20 protein-coding genes are annotated in these 22,635 nt (G+C 74.4%); 14 read left to right on the plus strand and 6 right to left on the minus strand.

Going from position 1 to position 22,635, the window contains the following annotated elements:
* Positions 1 to 19: 19 nt before the first annotated feature.
* A complete protein-coding gene (locus BMY40_RS22120; RefSeq protein WP_093662379.1) occupies positions 20 to 883 on the minus strand; it encodes a siderophore-interacting protein in 864 nt (287 codons plus the stop codon).
* A 98-nt stretch (positions 884 to 981) separates the two neighbouring features.
* Positions 982 to 1,890 (minus strand): 5'-3' exonuclease, encoded by a 909-nt coding sequence (locus BMY40_RS22125; RefSeq protein WP_093662381.1) that lies wholly within the window; start codon positions 1,888 to 1,890, stop codon positions 982 to 984.
* 110 nt (positions 1,891 to 2,000) lie between these two features.
* Here BMY40_RS22125 and BMY40_RS22130 point away from each other — a divergent pair, with 110 nt between their 5' ends.
* The 3 genes from BMY40_RS22130 (at position 2,001) to BMY40_RS22140 (ending at position 4,352) form a co-directional block, all read left to right on the plus strand.
* Positions 2,001 to 2,477, plus strand: a complete 477-nt coding sequence (locus BMY40_RS22130) for an OsmC family protein (protein ID WP_093662383.1) — start codon at positions 2,001 to 2,003, stop codon at positions 2,475 to 2,477.
* On the plus strand, positions 2,474 to 3,232 hold the full coding sequence (locus tag BMY40_RS22135; RefSeq protein WP_093662385.1) for a helical backbone metal receptor: 759 nt from the start codon (positions 2,474 to 2,476) through the stop codon (positions 3,230 to 3,232). Before BMY40_RS22130 ends, BMY40_RS22135 begins: the two co-directional genes overlap by 4 nt.
* Positions 3,233 to 3,383: 151 nt before the next feature.
* A complete protein-coding gene (locus BMY40_RS22140) occupies positions 3,384 to 4,352 on the plus strand; it encodes a DUF2510 domain-containing protein (RefSeq protein ID WP_245770254.1) in 969 nt (322 codons plus the stop codon).
* Between the two features lie 69 nt (positions 4,353 to 4,421).
* On the opposite strand, the gene BMY40_RS22145 is transcribed toward BMY40_RS22140, so the two are convergent.
* Positions 4,422 to 5,636, minus strand: coding sequence for an amino acid deaminase/aldolase (locus BMY40_RS22145; protein WP_093662389.1), 1,215 nt, complete (start codon positions 5,634 to 5,636; stop codon positions 4,422 to 4,424).
* 388 nt (positions 5,637 to 6,024) lie between these two features.
* On the opposite strand from BMY40_RS22145, the gene BMY40_RS22150 reads away from it, so the two are divergent.
* Genes BMY40_RS22150 through BMY40_RS22160 form a run of 3 tightly spaced genes read left to right on the plus strand, consistent with a single transcriptional unit; the run spans position 6,025 to position 8,889 of the window.
* A complete protein-coding gene (locus BMY40_RS22150) occupies positions 6,025 to 6,822 on the plus strand; it encodes a hypothetical protein (protein ID WP_093662391.1) in 798 nt (265 codons plus the stop codon).
* Positions 6,819 to 8,081 carry a type VII secretion-associated serine protease mycosin gene (mycP, locus tag BMY40_RS22155; protein ID WP_093662393.1) on the plus strand — a complete coding sequence of 421 codons (1,263 nt, stop codon included), beginning with the start codon at positions 6,819 to 6,821 and terminating at the stop codon, positions 8,079 to 8,081. Before BMY40_RS22150 ends, mycP begins: the two co-directional genes overlap by 4 nt.
* A 22-nt stretch (positions 8,082 to 8,103) precedes the next feature.
* Positions 8,104 to 8,889 carry an SseB family protein gene (locus BMY40_RS22160; protein ID WP_093662395.1) on the plus strand — a complete coding sequence of 262 codons (786 nt, stop codon included), beginning with the start codon at positions 8,104 to 8,106 and terminating at the stop codon, positions 8,887 to 8,889.
* Between the two features lie 45 nt (positions 8,890 to 8,934).
* On the opposite strand, the gene BMY40_RS22165 is transcribed toward BMY40_RS22160, so the two are convergent.
* On the minus strand, positions 8,935 to 9,330 hold the full coding sequence (locus BMY40_RS22165; protein ID WP_177214096.1) for a DUF1844 domain-containing protein: 396 nt from the start codon (positions 9,328 to 9,330) through the stop codon (positions 8,935 to 8,937).
* A gap of 421 nt (positions 9,331 to 9,751) precedes the next feature.
* Between BMY40_RS22165 and infC the strand changes: the two genes are divergently transcribed.
* The 7 genes from infC (at position 9,752) to pheT (ending at position 17,234) form a co-directional block, all read left to right on the plus strand.
* Positions 9,752 to 10,366 (plus strand): translation initiation factor IF-3, encoded by a 615-nt coding sequence (gene infC, locus BMY40_RS22170; protein ID WP_093662397.1) that lies wholly within the window; start codon positions 9,752 to 9,754, stop codon positions 10,364 to 10,366.
* A gap of 137 nt (positions 10,367 to 10,503) precedes the next feature.
* Positions 10,504 to 10,698: a 50S ribosomal protein L35 gene (gene rpmI, locus BMY40_RS22175; RefSeq protein ID WP_093662399.1), complete on the plus strand. Its 195-nt coding sequence runs from the start codon at positions 10,504 to 10,506 to the stop codon at positions 10,696 to 10,698.
* A gap of 137 nt (positions 10,699 to 10,835) precedes the next feature.
* On the plus strand, positions 10,836 to 11,219 hold the full coding sequence (rplT, locus tag BMY40_RS22180) for a 50S ribosomal protein L20 (RefSeq protein ID WP_093662401.1): 384 nt from the start codon (positions 10,836 to 10,838) through the stop codon (positions 11,217 to 11,219).
* A gap of 145 nt (positions 11,220 to 11,364) precedes the next feature.
* On the plus strand, positions 11,365 to 12,222 hold the full coding sequence (locus tag BMY40_RS22185; protein WP_093662403.1) for a TrmH family RNA methyltransferase: 858 nt from the start codon (positions 11,365 to 11,367) through the stop codon (positions 12,220 to 12,222).
* A gap of 39 nt (positions 12,223 to 12,261) precedes the next feature.
* The gene (locus BMY40_RS22190; protein WP_093662405.1) at positions 12,262 to 13,422 is read left to right on the plus strand and encodes a sensor histidine kinase; all 1,161 of its coding nucleotides are present in this window, start codon (positions 12,262 to 12,264) and stop codon (positions 13,420 to 13,422) included.
* A gap of 177 nt (positions 13,423 to 13,599) precedes the next feature.
* Complete coding sequence (gene pheS, locus BMY40_RS22195; RefSeq protein WP_093662407.1) at positions 13,600 to 14,727, plus strand: phenylalanine--tRNA ligase subunit alpha; 1,128 nt, start codon at positions 13,600 to 13,602, stop codon at positions 14,725 to 14,727.
* Entirely contained in the window at positions 14,727 to 17,234 is a 2,508-nt protein-coding gene (gene pheT / locus BMY40_RS22200) for a phenylalanine--tRNA ligase subunit beta (RefSeq protein WP_093662409.1), read from the plus strand. Before pheS ends, pheT begins: the two co-directional genes overlap by 1 nt.
* A 161-nt stretch (positions 17,235 to 17,395) precedes the next feature.
* On the opposite strand, the gene BMY40_RS22205 is transcribed toward pheT, so the two are convergent.
* Together BMY40_RS22205 and BMY40_RS22210 are read right to left on the minus strand one after the other, a co-directional pair.
* On the minus strand, positions 17,396 to 18,253 hold the full coding sequence (locus BMY40_RS22205; RefSeq protein ID WP_093662411.1) for a 3-hydroxybutyryl-CoA dehydrogenase: 858 nt from the start codon (positions 18,251 to 18,253) through the stop codon (positions 17,396 to 17,398).
* A gap of 159 nt (positions 18,254 to 18,412) precedes the next feature.
* A complete protein-coding gene (locus BMY40_RS22210; RefSeq protein WP_425443154.1) occupies positions 18,413 to 21,121 on the minus strand; it encodes a cellulose binding domain-containing protein in 2,709 nt (902 codons plus the stop codon).
* A gap of 230 nt (positions 21,122 to 21,351) precedes the next feature.
* On the opposite strand from BMY40_RS22210, the gene BMY40_RS22215 reads away from it, so the two are divergent.
* A complete protein-coding gene (locus BMY40_RS22215; protein WP_093662413.1) occupies positions 21,352 to 22,605 on the plus strand; it encodes a glycoside hydrolase family 10-like protein in 1,254 nt (417 codons plus the stop codon).
* Positions 22,606 to 22,635: the final 30 nt, after the last annotated feature.

The following is a 22,635-nucleotide window of genomic DNA, read 5'->3' on the forward strand; positions in this document are numbered from 1 at the left end:
AGCGTCCGCTCGCCCCGTGTCAGCCTCCGGTCGCGTCAGCCTTCGGAGCACCCTCCTGCTCCGCCTCCACCTGTGCGTTCCACTCCCGCTTCGACGCCTGCCAGCCGTCCTCGTCGTGACCCAGGCGCCAGTAGCCGGAGACCGACAGCCGTTCGCGCGGCACACCCCGCTCGGCGCGCAGATGGCGGCGCACCTCCCGTACCCAGCCCGCCTCACCGTGGACGAACGCCTGTACGTCGCCGGGCGGGAAGTCCAGTGCGCGCACCGCCTCGACCAGAAGGGCGCCGACCCGCCCGGCGCCGCGGTGCAGCCAGCGCAGCTCGGTGTTCGGGGGCAGGGCGAGCTCCTGCTCCTCCCGCGGGCCCGCGACCTCGACGAATGCCTTCGCCGGCGCCCCGGCCGGGACCGCCTCCAGCGAGGCGGCGACGGCGGGCAGCGCGCTCTCGTCGGCCACCAGCAGGTGCCATGCGGCCTCGGGGGAGGGGCGGTAGCCGCCGCCGGGGCCGAGGAAGAGGACCTCCTCGCCCGGCTCGGCGCGCATCGCCCAGGGCCCGGCCAGTCCCTCGTCGCCGTGGACGACGAAGTCCACGGTCAGTTCGCACGCCTCCGCGTCCCAGGCGCGCACGGTGTACGTGCGGGTGACGGGCCACTGGTCGCGCGGCAGACGGGCGCGGATGTCGGCCAGGTCGAACGGCTCGGGACAGCGCACGCCCTCGGCGGGGAACAGCAGCTTGACGTAGTGGTCGGTGAACGCGCCGACCGGGAAGCCGGCCAGGGATCCACCGCCGAGCACCACGCGGACCATGCCCGGGGACAGACGGCGGGTGCGCACCACCCGGGCCCGGTTCAGACGGGGTGTGCGGCGGGTCGGACGGTCTGCCACGGCACTCTCCTCGTGAAGTTAGGTATACCTAACCTTACGGGATGCCGGTCCGGTCCAGTCCGTCCGGGCGGCCCGGTCGCCCGGACGGACCGGGCGGCTCATCCCGCCAGGGCGTCCAGCAGCCGCCGCAGCGATCCGCCCAGCCCCCACCGCCCGGCCAGCTCCTCCAGCTCCTGGGCGTGCAACGGCTCGGCCGGAAGCGCCGGGTCGAACTCCGGCAGCGCCACGTCCCCGGCCACCCGCACCACCTTCGGCGCCACGGCCAGGTACTCCCGCGCCGCCTCCAGCCTCCGCCGCTGCGTCGGCGTCAGAGCGGAGGCAGGGTCGCCGACGGCGGCCAGGATGCCGTCCAGGTCGCCGTACGACTCCAGCAGCCGGGCCGCGGTCTTCTCGCCGACACCGGCCACGCCCGGAAGCCCGTCGCTCGGGTCGCCGCGCAGCAGGGCCAGGTCCGCGTACGCCGCCCCGCTGGCCACGCCGTACTTCTCCCGCAGGGCCGCCTCGTCGACGACCATGGGGTCGCCCATGCCCTTGACGGGGTAGAGCACCCGCACCCCGCGCGCGTCGTCGACGAGCTGGAACAGGTCGCGGTCGCCGGTGACGACGTCCACCGGGCCGCCGGACCGGCGGACGAGGGTGCCGATGACGTCGTCCGCCTCGTAGCCGTCCGCGCCGACCCGGGCGATGCCGACCGCGTCCAGCACCTCCTCGATCACCGGGATCTGCGGGGAGAGGGTGTCGGGCACCTCTTCGGCGTCCGGACCCCGCTCGGACTCCTCCACCACCCGGTGCGCCTTGTAGGACGGGATCAGCTCGACCCGCCACCGCGGCCGCCAGTCGTTGTCCATGCAGGCGACCAGGTCGTCGGGGCGGTGGTCGCGCACCAGGCGGGCGATGAAGTCCAGCAGCCCGCGCACCGCGTTGACCGGCGTGCCGTCGGGCGCCCTGACCGACTCGGGGACCCCGAAGTAGGCACGGAAGTACAGGGAAGCGGTGTCGAGGAGCATCGTGCGTCGCGTGGTCACGCACCGATCATGCCGCACCGGTCGGACAGCCGGGCCCCGCGGCGGGAACGGCTGGGCCCCGCGGCGGGGGAGCCGGGCCTAGGCTGGCCCGCATGGCAGCCACCCACCGCTACGAGCTCACCCTGCAGTGGACCGGAAACCTCGGAGCCGGGACGCGGGACTACCGGGCGTACAGCCGGGACCACGAGGTCCTGGCCGGCGGCAGACCGCCCCTGCCCGGCTCCGCCGACCCCGCCTTCCGCGGCGACCCGGCCCGCTGGAACCCCGAGGAACTGCTGGTCTCCTCCCTCTCCCAGTGCCATCTGCTGTGGTACCTGCACCTGTGCGCGACCGCGGGCGTGGTGGTCACCGGCTACACCGACCGCCCGGTGGGCACCATGACCATGGACGGCGCCGGGGGCGGCGGGCGGTTCACCGAGGTGGTGCTGCGGCCGGAGGTGTACGTGGCCGAGGAGCCGATGCGGGAGAAGGCCCTGGCCCTGCACGGCGAGGTCGGGGCGGTGTGCTTCATCGCCCGCTCCGTCGCCTTCCCCGTGCGGCACGAGCCGACGGTGGCGGTACGGCCGTGACCGGCACCGTCCGCCGGGTCGTCTCGCTGGTGCCGTCCCTGACCGAGGCCGTCGCCGCCACCGGGCCGGAACTGCTGGTCGGGGCCACCGACTGGTGCAGCCATCCGCCCGGTCTGGACGTGGTGCGGGTGCGGGGCACCAAGAACCCCGACCTGGAACGGATCGCGGCCCTCCGCCCCGACCTGGTCGTCGCGAACGAGGAGGAGAACCGCCCCGCCGACCTCGCCGCCCTGCGCGGCGCGGGCATCGAGGTGCTGGTCACCGAGGTCCGCACGCTTCCGCAGGCGTTCGCCGAGCTGGAGCGGGTGCTCACCGCCGGATGCGGGCTGCCCCGGCCCGCCTGGCTGGACGAGGCCGAGGAGGTCTGGAGCGCGGTGCGGCCCGCCGTCGACGCCACCGCCGTGGTGCCCGTCTGGCGGCGGCCGTGGATGGTGCTGGGCCGGGACACCTTCGCGGGCGACCTCCTGGCCCGCCTCGGTGTGCGCAACGCCTACGCCGGCCACACCGAACGCTATCCGCGTGTCGGGATCGGGGAGTTGAACGAGCCGGGCCGGGCCGGCCTCGTGGTGCTGCCCGACGAGCCGTACCGCTTCACCGCAGGTGACGGCCCCGAGGCGTTCCCCGGTCTGCCCGCGGCCCTCGTCAGCGGGCGGCACCTGACCTGGTACGGACCCTCGCTGGCCGAGGCGCCGGCCGTGCTCGGCGCGGCGCTGGCCGAGGCGTCGGCCGCTCCGCCGGCCGCTCCGCCGCCCTGACCGGCGCGCGCCGCCGCGGCCCCCGGTCCGCCGGCGCCGCCGAACTCCCGGCAGACGGCGGCATGTCGGGACGCACGCCACCCCGCCGCGGCCGATGGGGGCGCGCCGGTCCTCCCGGGCGCCGGTTGCCGCTACTGTGCACGCCGTGAGCATGACGACACCGCCCGGCTGGTACGCGGACCCCGGGCACACGGGTCCGGGCCCGGCACCGGAACGCTGGTGGGACGGATCGGCCTGGACCGAACACACCCGGACCGCCGGCGCCGGCACCCACGACGCGTACACCCCGTACGGCGCCGGGGACACGTACACCCCGTACGGCCGGACGGCCCCCCTCCCGCGGGATCCGGGGGCGAGGCCCTCGCGCGGCCCGCTGGTGGCCGCCGTCATAGCCGTCGCGCTCGTGGTGAGCGCGCTCCTGGCGGGAGGGCTGCTCCTGCTCGGCGGCTCCGGCGGCTCCGGCGGCTCCGGCGGTTCCGGCGACCACCGGGCGCGGCCCGACGCCACCGCCGGCGCGGACGAGACGCCCGGCGGGCAGCCGGAGGGCGGGCCGGAAGAGGAGGAGCCGGACGGGGACCGGGGAGGGGAGGACGACGGCACCCCCGGCACCGCGGTCGACCGCGTCAACGGCGTCAGCGTCCCCGTCCCCGAGGGCTGGAACGAGGCGGGGACCGACAGCGGGATCTGGCTGTCCTCCGGCTCCTACCCCTGCCCCGGGGACACCTCCCTCACCTGCGTCCGCGCCGGGGTCTCCCTGCGGGCCGCCGACGACCCCAGCGGAGCGGGCCCGCAGGCGATGGCCGAGGCGGACGTCGCCCGCAACGCCGAGGAGTCCTACGACACCAAGGGCTACGGCGGGATCGAGGAGCACGAGGTGGTCTCCTCCGGCGCGGTCACCGTCGCGGGGCAGAAGGGCCACCGGGTGCGCTGGCGGATCGCCAACGAGCTCGAGCCCGACGCGTACGTGGAGTCCGTCGTCTTCCCCGCCCCCGACGGCAGCGGCCGGATGCTGGTGATGCGCCTGGGCTTCGACATCCACGCCGAGGCCCCGGACCCCGGCGAGATGGACCGGATCGTGGCGGGCGTCCGCGCCGCCGGCGGCCCCGGCATGGAGGTCTGAGCCCGGCCCCCGCCCCGGCACGACGGGTGCGCCGGGGCGGGAGGGCCGGGGACCGCAAGTCCGGGCGGTTCAGAGGAAGGTGCGGCCCTCGCCGCGGTACGTCGGCACCGTCGCCGCCACCCGGTCGCCCTCGACCAGGTGCAGCGCCGCGAAGCGCTCGCACAGCTCCCCGGCCTTGGCGTGCCGGAACCACACCTTGTCGCCGATCAGCAGGTCGTCGGCGGGCGGCCCGAGAAGCGGCGTCTGCACCTCGCCCGGCCCCTCCGCCGGGTCGTAGCGCAGCCCGGCAGGCAGATACGGCACCGGCAGCCGGTCCCGGCCCGCCGCGCCGGAGGCCGGGTAGCCGCCGCCGAGCACCGTCACCACGCCCACCCCGGGCCGCCGCACCACCGGCTGCGCGAACAGCGCCGCGGGGCGGCCGGAGAACGAGGTGTAGTTGTCGAACAGCCGGGGCATCAGCAGCCCCGAGCCCGCGGCGATCTCGGTGACCGCCTCCTCGGCGGCGGTGTGCTGCACGCTCCCGGTTCCGCCGCCGTTGACGAACTCCAGGCCCGGCGCCACCGCCCGCACCGCGCGTACCGCCGCCGCGCGCCGCTGGGCCAGCTCGCGCCGCGCGGCCGACTGCATCAGCCGTACCGCCCGCGCGTGCAGCGGACGCCCGGGAGGGGCGTCGCCCACGCCCGCGATGTGCCCCTCGTACGCCATCAGCCCCACCAGCCGGAAGCCGGGCCGGCGCGCCACCGACCGGGCCAGATCCGCCAGTTGGGCGGGGGAGTGCAGCGGCGAGCGCCGCGCGCCGATCCGTACCCGGCCGCCCAGCAGCCACAGCGAGGTGTCCAGCTCCAGGCAGACCCGGATCTCCTCGCGCCCGCCGCCGCGGGCGGCGTCGATCAGGGCGAGCTGCGCGGGGTCGTCGACCATCACCGTCACGGCCGCGGCCAGCTTCGGGTCGGAGGCCAGCTCGGCGTAACCGGCCCGGTCCGCCGACGGATAGGCGAGCAGGACGTCGTCGAACCCGCAGCGGGCCAGCCACAGCGACTCGGCGAGCGTGAAGCCCATGACCCCGGCGAACCCCTCCCGCGCCAGCGCGCGTTCCAGCAGGGCACGGCAGCGTACGGACTTGCTGGCCACGCGGACGGGCTTGCCGCCGGCGCGGCGTACCAGATCGGCGGCGTTGGCGTCGAACGCCGCCAGATCGACGACGGCGAGCGGCGCGTCGAGATGGGCGGTGGCCCGGTCGTAGCGGGCCCGGTCGGCTGCGGGATCAGCGGTCGTGTCGAACACCCTGGCAGCTTGCCAGAGCCCACCGGGCCCGGGACAGACCCGGTGGCGGCGGCCCGGCCCTCCGCACCGGTTCCGGGCCCCGCGCGGAGGCCGGGACGCGGGTTGCCGCCACCGTGCCGGATCCCCGTAGAGTGACGCGCACACCACCGCCGGCCGCTGGTCAGCGGTGTGATGTCCCGATACCAACCGGCCTGCCCCGAAAGGGACTCGACGGGGCGGCACAGAACACGAGGGGGTGCCGGTGAGCACTGAGGCCGACCCGGTCCGGGCTCCGCTCCCACCCGTCGTACCACCGCGGCCCGCCGTGCCGCCGAGGGCCCCCCGGACCGCGGCCGCCGCGCCACCGATAGCGACGGGACCGCCGCCACCGAGGTTCGCGGTACCCCTGGTGTATCCGGGCGAGCCGGTCGCCGCCGCGGGCCCGGAACGGCGCGTACGCGGTCCGGTCCGCACCGCCGCCGCGGCCGTCTGCCTCGTCCTGGGCTTCGGGTTGCTGGGCGGAGCCGCCGCCGGGGCCTGGCTCACCGGCGACTCCGGTGAGCGCCCCGCGGCCGACTACGCCGAGGCGCGCTCGCTGTGGCACGAGATACCCGTCGACACGCTCTTCCCCCGCACCCTGCGCGGCAAGGGGGCCGGGCCGGGACGCGCCGACCGGCGCTGGACCCGGGTGGCGGTCGCCCCCGACGCCGACTGCCGCGACGCCTTCGACCCCCTGCTGGCCCGGGCCCTCTCGCCGGCCGGCTGCGAACGGCTGCTGCGCGCCACGTACACGGACGAGACCGGCAGCGGCGTCACCACGGTCGGGCTGCTGTTCACCGAGGCGGATGAGAAGGGCATGCGCGCCCTGCGCGAGCGGTTCGACGAGGACGACCTCGAACTGCGCGCCGATCTGATGCCCCGTCCGTACGCGGCGCGCGGCACCGCCGCGGCCCGCTTCGGCGACGCCCAGCGCGCGAGCTGGACGATCCGGCCGCTCACCGACGCCCCCGTGGTGGTCTACACCGTCTCCGGCTTCGCCGACGGCCGCACCGTCGGCGACCCGCAGCCGGCCTCCGAGGCCGTCCTGGAGGACCAGACCACCGCACCCGCCCAGGCGGGCCTCGGCCACGACGCCCGCGGCATCGCCGACCGCATCGAGCGCGGCCTGCGCCGCATCGTCGCCCAGGGAACCGGACAGGACCGATGAACACGACCGGCCTCCCCACCCCCGCGAACCCCCCGCGAGCCCGCCGCACCCGTCCCGCCACCGCGCTGCTCTCCGCGCTGTCGGCGTTCGCGGTGCTCTGCGCCTCCCTGCTGCTGACCGCGCCCGCCGCGCACGCCGACGAGGTGCGCGACCGTCAGTGGGGACTGGACGCGGTGGGCGCGCGCGACGCCTGGAACACCACCAGGGGCCAGGGCGTCACCGTCGCCGTGCTCGACACCGGAGTCGACGCCGGCCACCCCGACCTGCGCGGCCGGGTACTGAAGGGCAGGGACCTCATCGGCTTCGGGGCCCGCCGGGGCGACGAGCACTGGGCCCGGCACGGCACCGCGATGGCCGGGATCATCGCCGGGCGCGGCCACGGCCCCGGCGACTCCGAGGGCGTCCTCGGAATCGCACCCGAGGCACGGATCCTGCCCGTGCGCGTCCTGCTGGAGGACGGCGACCCGCAGCGCAAGAAGGCCCGGGAGGAGCGCGGCGATGCGCTGGCCGAGGGCATCCGCTGGGCCGCCGACCAGGGCGCCGACGTCATCAACCTCTCGCTCGGCGACGACAGCGCCTCCGCCCACCCCGACCCGGCCGAGGACGCCGCCGTCCGCTACGCGCTGGCCAAGGGCTCGGTGGTGGTCGCCTCCGCGGGCAACGGCGGGGAGGACGGCGACCGGGCCTCCTATCCGGCCGCCTACCCCGGCGTGATCGCCGTGACCGCCGTGGACCGCAACGGCCGGCGCGCCCCCTTCTCCACGCGCCGCTGGTACGCCACCGTCAGCGCCCCCGGCGACGACGTGATCATCACCTACCCCGACCGCGAGTACTACGAGGGCTGGGGGACCAGCGCCGCCGCCGCCTTCGTCTCCGGCTGCGTGGCCCTGGTGCGGGCCGCCCACCCCGACCTCAGCCCGGCGCAGGTCAAGGAGCTGATCGCGCAGACCGCCCGGAACACCCCGCCCGGCGGGCGCAGCGACGACCTGGGCAGCGGCATCGTCGACCCGGCCGCCGCCATCGAACTGGGCGCGAACGTCGAACCGCGGCGGCAGCAGCCGGTGGCCGAGGCGTATCCGAAGGAGTACTTCGGCGTGGGACCGGCCCCCGAGCGCGGGTACGGCGGCAGACTGGCGCCCGCCGCCGCGGTCGCCGGCCTGCTGCTGGTGGTCTGCGCCGTACTGCTGTACCGGGGCGACCGCCCGGCGGAGCGGTTCGGAGGACGGACCGGGGAGCGGGCCGGGGGGCACGCCGTCTGACCCGGGCGGATACCCTCGAGGCGTGGCGCTCAAGAACATCCCCGATCCCGGCTTCGCGGGCGACGACGGCTCGGCCGACCCCGCACTCGCCCGGGCGCTGGCCGCCTGGGCACAGGACCGCACCGCCGAGCCGGAGGTGCTGGCCGCCCTGGCGCGGGCCCGGCTGCTGGTGCCGGTGGTCGCCGTCCTCGGCGAGGTGGAGACCGGCGAGGACGGCCTGCGCCGGGAGAAGACCAGTGACATGGCGGTGCCCACGCTCAACGCGCCGGGCGGGCGGAAGGCCCTGCCGGCCTTCACCTCCACCGACACCCTGGCCCGCTGGCGCCCGGAGGCCCGCCCGGTCGCCGTCCCCCTGCGCCAGGCCCTCCAGGCCCTCGCCCAGGAGGGCGCCGACACCCTCGTGCTGGATCTCGCCGGGCCGGTGACCTACCAGCTCACCGGCGCCGCGCTGCTGGCCCTCGCCGAGGGCCGCACCGGGACCGCCGACCCGCTGGACGACCCGGCCGTCGCCGAGGCGCTGCGCACGGTGCTGGCCGCCGAGCCCGCGGTGAGCGCCGCCCGGCTGGGCCCCGGACGCGGCACCGACGGCGTACTGGCCCTGCGCCTGGACCCGGCCGCGCCGCCGCGCGAGACCGCCGGGCGGGTGGCCGCCGCGCTCGCGGCGGACGAGACGCTCCGCGCGCGTCTGGTGCGCGGTCTGGACCTGGCCCTGCTGCCCCCGGAGGGGGCCCTGCCAGGGCGCCCGCTGTACGACCGCGACCGAGCCGCGAGGCCGGGACCGAACCGCGCGGCCCCGACCGAGCAGTGAGGCCGCGGCCGAACGGCCGCGGCGGAGGCCCGGGACCGGCGTGCCTCAGCCGATGACCGGGCCGGTGAACTTCTCGCCCGGGCCCTGGCCCGGCTCGTCCGGCACCGCGGACGCCTCGCGGAAGGCGAGCTGGAGCGACTTCAGCCCGTCGCGCAGCGGAGCCGCGTGGTAGGAGCCGATCTCGGTGGCGGCGGCGGTCACCAGCCCGGCCAGTGCCTGGATCAGCTTGCGCGCCTCGTCCAGGTCCTTGTGGTCCTCGCCGCCCTCGGCCAGGCCGAGATTGACCGCGGCCGAACTCATCAGGTGGACCGCGACCGTGGTGATCACCTCGACCGCGGGCACGTCCGCGATGTCGCGGGTCATCGTCTCGAAGTCGGCCGCCGCTCCGGCCTCTCCGGCGGCGCCGGGGGAGGGGGAGGGGGTGCCGCTGTCGTCGCTCATCGTTCTCCGCTTCCTGCTGGTCGGGTGCGCTCCAGCCTAGGTCCCGCCCGTCGCGCGCGTGTACGACGGGACGGGGAGGAACTTCTCCGCGACCCTGCTATGCTGGTATATCGACCGGCCGGACCACGTTACCGATGTGGTCGCCGGGTGGCCGCCCAGGCGGTTCACCCGGACGATCCGCGCAGAGCGCGTTCCGGCCCGCAAGTGGAGGCTCCGAAGCTCCCACCCGACCGACCTCCGGGCCGGCGGGTCACAGGTCAGGCTGCGCCCCGCGGTGTATCGCGGCGGTGCTCCCGGTCAATGAGGAGCCCCGCCTGCGTCCCGTCCGGGGCGTTTTCGCGTTCCGGCTCGGTGGTCGTACCGAACGCAACCGTGCGCGGCTGTCCGCCAGGCATCCGCGTGGCGCAACCGAGGAGGCCCCATCAGCGCCGAGCCCCGCATCAACGACCGGATTCGCGTCCCCGAGGTGCGACTCGTCGGTCCCAGTGGCGAGCAGGTCGGCATCGTGCCGCTTGCCAAGGCCCTGGAGCTTGCCCAGGAGTACGACCTCGACCTGGTCGAGGTCGCGGCGAACGCCCGTCCGCCGGTGTGCAAGCTCATGGACTACGGAAAGTTCAAGTACGAGTCGGCCATGAAGGCCCGTGAGGCGCGCAAGAACCAGGCGCACACGGTCATCAAGGAGATGAAGCTCCGGCCGAAGATCGATCCGCACGACTACGACACCAAGAAGGGTCACGTCGTCCGGTTCCTCAAGCAGGGGGACAAGGTCAAGATCACGATCATGTTCCGCGGTCGTGAGCAGTCCCGTCCCGAGCTGGGCTACCGGCTGCTCCAGCGCCTCGCGGAGGACGTCCAGGACCTGGGCTTCGTCGAGTCGAACCCCAAGCAGGACGGCCGGAACATGATCATGGTTCTCGGTCCGCACAAGAAGAAGACCGAGGCGATGGCCGAGGCCCGTGAGGCGCAGGCCGCCCGCAAGGCGGAGCGCCAGCAGCAGGGGAACGCAGCCCCTGCCGAGGAGCGCGCCGAGGCATGATCCGGCGGCCGCGGAACCGGCCGCCAGGTCACACGGGCCCCCTCCCGGGCCCGGACAGCAACCGAAACAGCTGACGCCGCCGTGCGCCGGCCCACGGGCCGGCGGGGCGGCGCCACCGACGAGGAGAGTACGGCGACATGCCGAAGAACAAGACGCACAGTGGTGCGAGCAAGCGCTTCAAGATCACCGGCTCCGGCAAGGTGATGCGCCAGCGCGCCGGCCGCCGCCACCTTCTCGAGCACAAGTCGTCCACGCTGACGCGCCGCCTTGCCGGCAAGACCGAGATGGCCCCGGCCGACGCCAAGAAGATCAAGAAGCTTCTCGGCAAGTGAGCCGGCCGCCCGCCGGTCCCCGTGACCGGCCGGGCGCAGGACACCGGACACCGGTACCCCATCGAACCTTCGGGCCGACGGCGCCGTAGTACGGCAGCCGGACCACCACACCGGCCCCGCGACAAGGAGTAATTCACGTGGCACGCGTCAAGCGGGCGGTCAACGCCCACAAGAAGCGCCGGGCGATCCTCGAGCAGGCCAGCGGTTACCGCGGTCAGCGCTCCCGCCTGTACCGCAAGGCGAAGGAGCAGGTCACCCACTCCCTCGTCTACAACTACAACGACCGCAAGCGCCGCAAGGGCGACTTCCGGCAGCTGTGGATCCAGCGGATCAACGCCGGCGCCCGCGCCAACGGCATGACCTACAACCGCTTCATCCAGGGTCTGAAGGCCGCCGAGGTCGAGGTGGACCGCAAGATCCTGGCGGACCTCGCGGTCAACGACCCGAACGCGTTCGCCGCGCTGGTCGAGGTGGCCCAGAAGGCGCTGCCGAGCGACGTCAACGCCCCCAAGGCCGCCTGACGACGGTACGGGACGTCACCGGACCCGCGGGCCATCGAGCCCGCGGGTCCGGTCGTTTGCCCCGGCCCGCCCGGCCCGCCCGGCCCGCCCGGCCGTCCAGTCTCCCCGCCCGCCGAGAAGCCCCGAGAAGCGAGAACGCCGCGCCATGGCCGCCGCCCCGGAACTGACCTCCCCGCGCTCCCCGCGCGTCATCGCCGTCCGGCGGCTGGCCCGCCGCAACACCCGCGGCAAGGAGCGCCGCTTCCTCGCCGAAGGGCCCCAGGCCGTACGCGAGGCGGTCGGCCACCGCAGCGACGGCGAGCCCACGCTCACCGAGCTGTTCACCACCCCCGAGGCCGCCGAGCGGCACGCCGACATCGTCGCCGCCGCCCGCGCCGCCGGGGCCCGCGTCCGCACCGCCACCGACGAGGTGATCGCGGAGCTGTCGCAGACCGTCACCCCGCAGGGACTGGTCGGGATCTGCCGCTTCCTCGACCTGCCCTTCGACCGGGTGCTGGCCGCCCGCCCGAAGCTGGTCGCCGTCCTCGCCAACGTGCGCGATCCCGGGAACGCCGGGACGGTGCTGCGCTGTGCGGACGCGGCCGGAGCCGACGCGGTGGTGCTCACCGACGCCTCGGTGGACCTGTACAACCCCAAGTCGGTACGGGCCTCCGTGGGCAGCCTCTTCCACCTGCCCGTCGCCGTCGGCGTCCCCGTCGAGCGGGCCGTGGCCGGACTGCGCGAGGCAGGCGTACGGGTGCTGGCCGCCGACGGCGCGGGCGAGCACGACCTGGACACCGAGCTGGACGAGGGCCGCATGGGCGGCCCCACCGCCTGGGTCTTCGGCAACGAGGCGTGGGGGCTGCCCGAGGAGACCCGCGCACTGGCCGACGAGGTGGTGCGCGTACCCATCCACGGGCGCGCGGAGAGCCTGAACCTCGCGACCGCCGCGGCCGTGTGCCTCTACGCCTCGGCCCGTGCGCAGCGCGCACCCGGAGGGTGCCGCTGCGTCACCCCGAGCTAGTAGGGTGGCGGCCCCGGGGACCGAAGGGGGTGAACGGGAGTGGACGTGAGGACGTCCGGCGGACAGGGCGGCGAGCCGTCCGACGCGCCCGGCGCGCCCCGCACATCCCGCGCCCGTCCCGCGCGGCAGGCGCCGCCGCGGGACGACGGCACGGAGGTGCTCCCCGACGACCTCCCCGACGGACTGGTCGTCGCCGACGCCCGCGGCCGGGTCGTCTGCTTCAACGCCGCGGCCGCCCGCATCACCGCCCTGCCGCGCGAGGACGCGCTGGGCCGCCCCGTCGAGCAGGTCCTGCCCCTGGAGGACCTGGAGGGACGCCGCTGGTGGAAGGTCACCGACCCCTACGGGGGCCTGGCCATCCGCACCGGCCAGCCCGAGCGCAACCTCTTACTCCCCGGAGGCCGGGAGGTCCTGGTCTCCGCCCGGTACGTCCGCGCCCGCCCCACCGGCCCCGTGCAACGCCTGGTGGTCTCCCTGCGCGGCACCGAGGCCCGGCGGCGCACCGAGCGCAGCCACGCCGAGCTGATCGCCACCGTCGCCCACGAACTGCGCTCGCCGCTGACCTCGGTGAAGGGCTTCACCGCGACGCTGCTCGCCAAGTGGGAGAGGTTCACCGACGACCAGAAGCGGCTGATGCTGGAGACGGTGGACGCCGACGCCGACCGCGTCACCCGGCTCATCACCGAGCTGCTGGACATCTCGCGCATCGACTCCGGGCGGCTGGAGATCCACCGCCAGCCCGTGGACATGGCCGCCGCCGTGGACCGGCACATACGGGCCCACATCGCCGCGGGCCGCCCCGAGGAGCGCTTCGCCCGCAGGATCGCCACCCCGCTCCCGCCGCTGTGGGCCGACCCCGACAAGATCGACCAGGTGCTCGGCAACCTGCTGGAAAACGCCGTGCGCCACGGCGAGGGGACGGTCACCATAGAGGTGGCACCGGCACGGACGAAGACGGGCGACGAAGGAACGGCGGTCACGGTGAGCGACGAGGGCCCCGGCATCCCCGAGGAGTCGATGAGCCGCGTCTTCACCCGCTTCTGGCGCGGCAGCAAGCGCGGCGGCACCGGTCTGGGCCTGTACATCGTCAAGGGCATCGTCGAGGCCCACGGCGGGGCGATCACGGTCGGCCGCTCGCCCGCGGGCGGCGCCGAGTTCCGATTCACCCTGCCCGCGGGCGTCCCGGCCTTCATGGCCTGAGCGGCACCCGCGGGCTCCTCCGGGTCAGTAGCGATCTTCCTCGCCCCGTAGACTCGACAACCGGTACCTTCGAGCGGCCCGGGAACCGGATCCGCCGGGACACAGGGGTGCCGAAGCGCCGAAGCGGGGCGAAGCAACCAACCGAAACCACGGGCCAACCGAAAAGCACGGGAAGAGATGTCCGCACCCAACAAGTCGTACGACCCCGTAGAGGTCGAGGCACTGAAACCGGAAGAGATCGACCGGGCACGGGACGCGGCCCTCGCCGCGATCGCCGCCGCCGGCGATCTGGAGGCGCTGCGCGAGGTGAAGGCCGCCCACGCCGGCGACCGCTCGCCGCTGGCGCTGGCCAACCGCGAGATCGGCGCCCTGCCGCCGCACGCCAAGGCCGAGGCCGGCCGGCGCGTCGGCCAGGCGCGCGGCGCGGTGGGCCAGGCGCTCAAGCGGCGCCAGGAGGAGCTGGAGGCCGAGCGCGACGAGCGCGTGCTGGTCGAGGAGGCGGTGGACGTCACGCTGCCCTTCGACCGCGTCCCCGCGGGCGCCCGCCACCCGCTGACCACGCTGTCCGAGCGGATCGAGGACGTCTTCGTGGCGATGGGCTACGAGGTCGCCGAGGGGCCCGAGGCCGAGGCCGAGTGGTTCAACTTCGACGCCCTCAACATCGCCCCGGACCACCCGGCCCGCACCATGCAGGACACCTTCTTCGTCCAGGGCCCCGACGGCTCCGGAGAGGGGGAGTCGGGCGTCGTGCTGCGCACCCACACCTCGCCGGTGCAGATCCGCTCCCTGCTGGAGCGGAAGCCGCCGGTGTACGTGATCTGCCCCGGCCGGGTCTACCGCACCGACGAGCTGGACGCGACCCACACCCCGGTCTTCCACCAGGTGGAACTGCTCGCCGTGGACGAGGGCCTGACCATGGCCGACCTCAAGGGCACCCTGGACCACATGGTCCGGTCCCTGTTCGGCGAGGACCTGCGCACCCGGCTGCGCCCGTCGTACTTCCCCTTCACCGAGCCGTCCGCCGAGATGGACATGGTGTGCTTCGCCTGCCGCGGCGAGTCCGTCGGCGACCCCGACCGCCCCTGCCGCACCTGCTCGTCCGAGGGCTGGATCGAGCTGGGCGGCTGCGGCATGGTCAACCCGCGGGTGCTGACCGCCTGCGGTGTGGACCCGGAGCGCTACAGCGGCTTCGCCTTCGGGTTCGGCATCGAGAGGATGCTGATGTTCCGCCACAACGTCGAGGACATGCGAGACATGGTCGAGGGTGACGTCCGGTTCACCCGGCCGTTCGGGATGGAGATCTGATGCGGGCCCCGCTTTCGTGGCTGCGGGAGTACGTCGACCTGCCGGCCGGTGAGACCGGCCGCGACGTCGCGGCGAAGCTGATCGCGGCCGGGCTGGAGGTCGAGACCGTCGAGCGGCTCGGCACCGGGATCACCGGGCCGCTGGTCGTCGGCCAGGTACTGGCGATCGAGGAGCTGACCGGCTTCAAGAAGCCGATCCGCTACTGCCAGGTCGACGTCGGCGACGCCAACGGCACCGGCGAGCCGCAGAACATCGTCTGCGGCGCCACCAACTTCGCCGTCGGCGACAAGGTCGTGGTGATCCTGCCCGGCGGCGTGCTGCCCGGCGACTTCAGGATCGGCGCCCGCAAGACCTACGGCAGGCTGTCGGAGGGCATGATCTGCTCGGCCAGCGAGCTGGGCATGAGCGACGACCACGACGGCATCATCGTGCTCCCGCCCGAGCACGAGGTGGGCACCGACGCGATCGAGCTGCTGGAACTGGTCGACGAGGTCCTCGACATCGCCGTCACGCCCGACCGCGGCTACTGCCTGTCCATGCGCGGCGTCGCCCGCGAGGCGGCCACCGCCTACGGCCTGCCGCTGCGCGACCCGGCGCTGCTGGACGTGCCCGTGCCCAACGAGCACGGCCACCCGGTCGAGATCGAGGACCGGCGCGGCTGCGACCGCTTCACCGCCCGCACGGTCACCGGTGTGCGGCCCGACGCGCGCTCCCCGATCTGGCTCCAGCGGCGGCTGCAGAAGGCCGGCATGCGCCCGATCTCGCTGGCCGTGGACATCACCAACTACGTGATGCTCGAACTCGGCCAGCCCCTGCACGCCTACGACCGCTCCCGCGTCAACGGGGCGATCGGCGTGCGCCGGGCCCGGCCGGGGGAGAAGCTCACCACCCTCGACGGCACCAAGCGCGAGCTGCACCCAGAGGACCTGGTCATCACCGACGACAGCGGGCCGATCGGCCTGGCCGGGGTGATGGGCGGAGCCGACACCGAGATCGCCGACGCCCGGGAGGCGACGGGCACCAGCGAGATCGTGATCGAGGCCGCGCACTTCGACCCGGTCTCCATCGCCCGCACCGCCCGCCGCCACAAGCTGTCCTCCGAGGCGTCCAGGCGCTTCGAGCGCGGGGTGGACCCGCAGGCCACCTCCGCCGCCGCCCAGCGCACCGTGGACCTGCTGGTCCTGCTGGCGGGCGGCACCGCCGAGGCGGGCGTCACCGAGATCGTCTCGCCCAGCGGCCCGCACACCATCAGGATGCGCGCCGACCACCCGGACCGGGTCGCGGGCGTGGCCTACGGCCGCGAGACCGTGGCGCGGCGCCTGCAGGACGTGGGCTGCGACGTCTACGGCACCGACGAGCTGACCGTGACCGTGCCGTCGTGGCGGCCCGACCTCACCGACCCCAACGACCTGGCCGAGGAGGTCATGCGGCTGGAGGGCTACGAGGCCCTGCCCTCCACCCTGCCGCGCCTGCCCTCGGGCCGCGGTCTGACCGAGCGGCAGCGGCTGCGCCGCAGGGTCGGGCGGGCGCTGGCCGGAGCGGGGTACGTCGAGGCGCCGAACTATCCGTTCGTCGGGGACGCCGCCTTCGACCGGCTCGGCCTGGAGCCGGACGACCCCCGCCGCCGCACGGTACGGCTGGTCAACCCGCTCTCCGACGAGGAGCCGGCGCTGCGCACCACGCTGCTGCCGGGGCTGCTCGCCGCGCTGCGGCGCAACGACGGCCGCGGATCCCACGATCTGGCGCTCTTCGAGACCGGCCTGGTCTTCCGGCCCACCGGATGCGAGACCGCCGCGGTCCGGCTGCCGGTCGACCGCCGCCCGACCGACGAGGAGCTCGCCGCCCTCACCGCCGCGCTGCCCGCGCAGCCGCGCCGGGCCGCGGTCGTGCTGGCCGGCGCACGCGAGCAGGCCGGCTGGTGGGGCAAGGGCCGCCCGGCGACCTGGGCCGATGCCGTCGAGGCGGCCCGCACCGTCGCCCGCGAGGCCGGTGTGGAACTCGCCCTGGAGGCCGACCGGCACGCTCCCTGGCACCCGGGGCGCTGCGCCGCGCTGTACGCGGGCGTCGACGGCGAGCGCACCCTGGTCGGGCACGCCGGCGAGCTGCACCCGCGCGTGATCAAGGCGATGCAGCTGCCCGCCCGCACCTGCGCCATGGAGATCGACCTCGACCTGCTGGAGCACGCCTCCTCGGGCGCCCCGCAGGCCCCGCACGTGTCCACCTTCCCGGTGGCCACGCAGGATGTCGCCCTGGTGGTGGACGCCTCCGTCCCGGCGGCCGAGGTCGAGTCGGCGCTGCGCGAGGGTGCGGGCGAACTGCTGGAGTCGCTGCGGCTGTTCGACGTCTTCACCGGCGAGCAGCTCGGCGAGGGGAAGAAGTCCCTGGCCTACGCCCTGCGCTTCCGCGCACCCGATCGCACGCTGACGGCCGAGGAGGCCACGGCCGCCCGCGAGGCCGCCGTGGCGGCGGCGGTCGGGCGCACCGGCGCGGTGCTGCGCGGCGCGTAGCGGCCCCCGTCCGCCGCGTCCGGCCCGCCCGGTACCGGTGACGGGGAACGCCGGGGACGGAGAACGCCGACGGCGGGGCACCCTTCCCGGGGTGCCCCGCCGTCGGCGTTCCCCGCGCCTGCCGGCCCGTCGCACCGGGCGGGCCGACGTGCCGCGGGGCGTCAGTAGGTGTAGAAGCCCGCGCCGGTCTTGCGGCCCAGGCGGCCGGCGTCGACCATCCGCTGGAGCAGCGGCGGGGCGGCGTACAGCGGCTCCTTGTACTCCTCGTACATCGAGTACGCGACCGAGGCGACGGTGTCCAGGCCGATGAGGTCGGCGAGCTTGAGCGGCCCCATGGGGTGCGCGCAGCCCATCTCCATGCCGTTGTCGATGTCCTCGCGGCTGGCGATGCCCGTCTCGAACATCCGGATCGCCGAGAGCAGGTACGGGATCAGCAGCGCGTTGACCACGAAGCCCGAGCGGTCCTGGGCGCGGATGGCGTGCTTGCCCAGCAGCTTGACGACCGCGGTCTCGGCCCGCGCGATGGTGTCGTCGGAGGTGGTCAGCGCGGGGATCAGCTCCACCAGCCGCTGCACCGGCGCGGGGTTGAAGAAGTGGATGCCGATCACCCGGTCCGGGCGGGAGGTCGCCACGGCCAGCTTCACCAGCGGGATGGAGGAGGTGTTGGAGGCCAGGATCGCCTCCGGGCTGGTCACCACCTGGTCGAGGATCTGGAAGATCTCGGTTTTGACCTGCTCGTTCTCCACGACCGCCTCGATCACCAGATCGCGGTCGGCGAACTCGCCGAGGTCGGTGGTGAAGGACAGGCGCTCCAGGGTGGCGTCGCGCTCCGCCTCGCTGATCTTGCCCCGTGCGGCGGCCTTGTCCAGGGAGGTCACCAGCCGGGTACGGCCTATCTCCAGGGCTTCGCCGGTGGTCTCGGCGACCATGACGTCCAGGCCGGCCCGTGCGCAGACCTCGGCGATACCCGAGCCCATCTGGCCGCAGCCCACCACTCCGACGCGTTCGATGTCGGTCACATCGTGCCTTTCGCTGATCCACTGGTCCGTGACGCCGCCCCCGTACGGTTCCGGCCGCAGCGCCTCGCCGACCGACGTTACCGCGTCGCGCCGGAGAAACGGTCGGCCGGGGCGCCGCGGCCCCGGCCGACCGGTCGTCCGGACGGTGCTCCGGTGCGGTCAGCCCGTGGCGCAGGCCGCTCCGTTGAGCTCGAAGGCGGCGGGGACGCCGTTGGAGCCCGACCAGGAGCCGGTGAAGCCGAAGGACGCCGACGCGCCCGGCTCCAGCCGCGCGTTCCAGCCGGCCGAGGAGGCCGTCACCGTCGCGCCGCTCTGGGTGAAGGAGGCGTTCCACATCTGGCCGACCCGCTGGCCGTCGGCGAAGGACCAGACCGCCTTCCAGCCGTCGAGGGCCGTCGTGCCGGTGTTCCGCACGGTGACGTCGGCCTGGAAGCCGCCCTGCCACTGGTTGGTGACCTTGTAGGCGACGGCGCACCGCGCGGTGCCGGGATCCTCAGGGTCTTCCGGGTCCTCGGGGTCTTCCGGGTCCGTCGGGTCGGTCGTCCCGGGGCTGTCGCCGTAGAGGATGCCGCGGCCGTTGGTGGAGACGTAGACCCGGCCGTACACCCGCGGGTCGCCGGTGATGTCCGCGCCGGTCCAGCCCCACTGGTGGGCGTCGTCGTTGATCCGCACCCAGCTCGCCCCGGCGTCGTCGGAGCGGTAGATCCCCCGTACCCCGCCGATCTTCGCGCTGCTGTACAGGGCCGGGTGGGACGCGCCCGGCGCGGCCTTGCCGAAGCCGATGGTGTCCGCCTCCTCGACGCCCTCGACCCGGGCGAAACTCTCCCCGCCGTCGGTGGAGCGCCACAGCCCGTAGGTGTCGCCGCTGCCGCCCGCGAGCCAGATGTGGCCCTCCTTCCCGGGCACGGCCTTGAAGCGGACGTTGCCGTCGGCGGGCAGTCCGGTGGCACCGGAGGCCGTGAAGGTGGCGCCGCCGTCGCCGCTGACGTAGAAGGTGCCGTCGAGGAAGCCGTAGAAGGTGTCGGCGTCCACCCGGTCCGCCTCGACGCGCGCGCCGGCCGGGATGCCCCGCGAGGCCGACCAGGAGCTGCCGTAACCGGTGGTGTGGTGCACACCGGCGCCCTGAGGGCTCCAGACGAAACCGCTCGCGTCGGCCGCCGCGGCCACCGTACCGCCGCCGGTCACCCCCGACGGCCGGCTGCTGCCGGCGAACCAGTTGGCACCGTTGTCGGTGGAGAAGGCGATGTTCCCGGCGCTCCCGGTGTCCTGGTCGTCGCTGCTGCCGACCCGGACCACCGTGTTCGGGTTCTTCTCGGCGTAGTCCAGGCTGGAGACGTTGCCCATGAAGGGCGACTGGTACATCAGCTCCGGCACCCGCTCCAGGTCGGTGTGCCGGAAGCCGCCGATGTCACCGAGGCCGCTGAGCAGCGGGGCTCCGGACGGCGGGCTGATCAGGTCGTTGACCGCGGTCTCCTCCAGCCCCTCGACCATGGGCTTGACGGTGAACGTCTCGTCCCGGTCCCAGGCGGTCAGCTCCTCGGTGCCGTAGACCGTGGCCCCGGTGCCGTACATCATCCGGTCGGAGTCGAACGGGTCGATCTCCAGCGACTCGGTCATCCAGCCCAGCTTCGGCGCCGTCTCCGGCGGTGAGGGGTTGCCGCCGAAGGTCAGCCAGGGCACGGAGGAGACGTCCATGGTGAAGCGGTCGGAGCGGTTGGGGTAGCCGTCGTACTCCCAGGCCCGGGTCCAGGTCTCGCCGCTGTCGGTGCTGCGGAAGATCTGGGTGTCCGGCCACCAGGAGCTGTAGCCGGTGACCATGAGCGTGCCCGGGGCCTGGCGGTCGACCGTCAGCCCGCTGTAGCCGAAGTAGGTGTCGGCCTCGGGCACCGGGCTGACGTCCGTCCACTCGCCGCTGCCGGTGTCGTACCGCCACACCTGGCCCTTCCCGCCGTCGTACGGGCCGCCGGTGTCGGAGGTCGCGATGTAGAGGTGGCCGCTGTCGGTGTCCAGCACGCCCTTGTGGGGGAGGTAGCCGGTGGGCTGGCCGGGGACGGCCTCCCAGGTGGTGCCGCCGTCGGTGGAGCGGTAGACCGACTCCTCCTTGTCGGCGACGCCGACGTAGATCGTCCGCGTCCGGTTTCCGGCGCTGCCGGTGCGCTCGTCGAAGGTGACCCAGACGACGCCGACCTCGTCCGTCAGATAGCTGTTGTCGCTCTCCGGGTCGGGCACGTAGGTGCCGGGGTTGGGGAAGCTCTCCACCTCCGACCAGGTGGCGCCGGAGTCGGTGCTGCGCCACAGGCCGTGGCCGCTGGGGGCGCCCAGGTAGAGGACGCGGTTGTCGTTGGGGTCGACGGCCAGCCGCTCGCCCATGCCCCGGCCCGGCATGTTCCCGCCGAGCTTGAAGGGCAGTTCGGCGGTCCTCCAGGTGGCCCCGCGGTCCGACGAGCGCATGACGGCGCCGTTGTTCGGGTCCCAGTCGTTGGTGTAGTTGCCGACGGCGACGTACACGTTGTCGGGGTCGACCGGGTCGGTGGCCAGGGACGCGACGCCCGTGTGGCCCCACTTGTCCCAGCCGACGGAGTCCAGCAGCGGTGTCCACCGCTTCCCGGCCTCGTCCCAGCGGTAGGCGCCGCCGATGTCGGTGCGGGCGTAGACCAGGTCCTTCTCCGAGGGGTTGAAGACGATGCCGGGCACGAAGCCGCCACCGTCGATCCGGACGTTCTTCCAGGTGTAGCTGTCGGCCGAGACCTCGACGCCCTGTCCCCGGGCTTCGGGGCCGGCCGAGGCCGGGTCGGCGGAGGCGGTCAGCAATCCTCCGGCCAGGGCCAGCGCCGCCAGGGCGGCGCCGGCCGATCGTCTTCCGGGCACGGATACGTCCTCTCAGGGCAGATCCGCCCACGTGGGCGGTGCGGGGGGTGAACCAGTGAGTGGGAGCGCTCCCAGATGTGCGGATGCTAGTTGTCGAACGCTGTTCGCATAAGGGGGCGTGTCAAGAGGGCGATATGGCGCGGACGGACGTCCGGTAGTCCGTTACGCGGAGTTGCCATGCCGCTACCCGGCCGGGATGATCGGGTGAATCGTCGTCAGGAGGAGGCAGCATGGGGCTTTTCTCTCGGAGGACCTTCGGTGCGGCGGCGGTCGGGGTGCTCTCCGGCTCGCTGCTGACCGGCCCGGGGGCGGCAACGGCATCCGCCGGGGAGTCGGGGGGCGCCCGGTACGGGCAGCGCCCGCAGTTGCGCGGGGTGTGGGTGGCGACCGTCGCCAACATCGACTGGCCGACCAGGCCCGGGCTCGCCGCGGCCGAGCAGCGAAGACAACTGCTGGCCCATCTGGACACGGCGGTCGAGCGCCGCCTCAACACGGTGTTCCTCCAGGTGCGGCCCACCGCGGACGCCCTGTGGCCCTCGCCGTACGAGCCCTGGGCGCAGTACCTCACCGGCACCCAGGGCGAGGACCCCGGCTGGGATCCGCTGGGCTTCGCCGTGTGCGAGGCGCACCGGCGCGGGCTGGAACTGCACGCCTGGTTCAACCCCTACCGGGTGGCCAACCACGCCGACCCCGCGCGGCTGGCCGCCTCCCACCCCGCGCGCCGCCACCCGGAGTGGGTGGTGCCCTACGGCGGCAAGCTCTACTACAACCCCGGGCTGCCCGAGGTGCGTGCCTTCGTCCAGGACGCGATGTTCGACGCGGTGGAGCGCTACGACATCGACGGCGTGCACTGGGACGACTACTTCTACCCGTACCCGGTGGCGGGCCAGGTCTTCGACGACGACGAGGCGTACGAGCGCCACGGCGGCGCCTTCGGCGACCGGGCCGACTGGCGGCGCGACAACATCGACCGGCTGGTACGGGAGACCGCGCTGCGCCTGAGGCGGACCAAGCCGCACGTGCGCTTCGGCATCAGCCCCTTCGCCGTGTGGCGCAACGCGGGCACCGACCCGGAGGGCTCCGACACCCGCGCGGGCGTGCAGACGTACGACGACCTGTACGCCGACACCCGCAAGTGGGTGCGCGAGCGCTGGGTCGACCAGATCGTGCCCCAGGTGTACTGGAACATCGGCTTCGCGGCCGCCGACTACGCGAAGCTGGTGCCCTGGTGGGCCGATGTGGTGCGGGGCACCGGCGTCGAACTCCACATCGGCGAGGCGCTCTACAAGGCGGGCGATCCGGCCCAGGGGCCGGCCTGGCACGACCCGGCCGAACTCTCCCGCCATCTGACGCTCTGCGGCCGTCACCCCGAGGTCCGCGGTAACGCCTACTTCTCGGCGAAGCACGTCGCCGCGGACCCGATCGGGGCGATGAGCCGGGTGGTGGAGGACCACTACGACCGTCCGGTGCGGGCGCCCCGCTAGCCGGTCTCCCGCGGCGGCCTCCCGTCTGCC

The sequence above is a fragment of the Streptomyces radiopugnans genome (genome assembly GCF_900110735.1).
Taxonomy (GTDB): Bacteria; Actinomycetota; Actinomycetes; order Streptomycetales; family Streptomycetaceae; genus Streptomyces; species Streptomyces radiopugnans.

Excerpts from the sequence above, each read along its gene's own strand:
- BMY40_RS22215 (WP_093662413.1), top strand. The coding sequence starts at position 21,352 with ATGGGGCTTTTCTCTCGGAGGACCTTCGGTGCGGCGGCGGTCGGGGTG.
- BMY40_RS22140 (WP_245770254.1), top strand. The coding sequence starts at position 3,384 with ATGACGACACCGCCCGGCTGGTACGCGGACCCCGGGCACACGGGTCCG.
- rpmI (WP_093662399.1), top strand. The coding sequence starts at position 10,504 with ATGCCGAAGAACAAGACGCACAGTGGTGCGAGCAAGCGCTTCAAGATC.
- pheS (WP_093662407.1), top strand. The coding sequence starts at position 13,600 with ATGTCCGCACCCAACAAGTCGTACGACCCCGTAGAGGTCGAGGCACTG.
- pheT (WP_093662409.1), top strand. The coding sequence starts at position 14,727 with ATGCGGGCCCCGCTTTCGTGGCTGCGGGAGTACGTCGACCTGCCGGCC.
- BMY40_RS22125 (WP_093662381.1), bottom strand. The coding sequence starts at position 1,890 with ATGCTCCTCGACACCGCTTCCCTGTACTTCCGTGCCTACTTCGGGGTC.
- BMY40_RS22130 (WP_093662383.1), top strand. The coding sequence starts at position 2,001 with ATGGCAGCCACCCACCGCTACGAGCTCACCCTGCAGTGGACCGGAAAC.
- BMY40_RS22185 (WP_093662403.1), top strand. The coding sequence starts at position 11,365 with ATGGCCGCCGCCCCGGAACTGACCTCCCCGCGCTCCCCGCGCGTCATC.
- mycP (WP_093662393.1), top strand. The coding sequence starts at position 6,819 with ATGAACACGACCGGCCTCCCCACCCCCGCGAACCCCCCGCGAGCCCGC.
- BMY40_RS22165 (WP_177214096.1), bottom strand. The coding sequence starts at position 9,330 with ATGAGCGACGACAGCGGCACCCCCTCCCCCTCCCCCGGCGCCGCCGGA.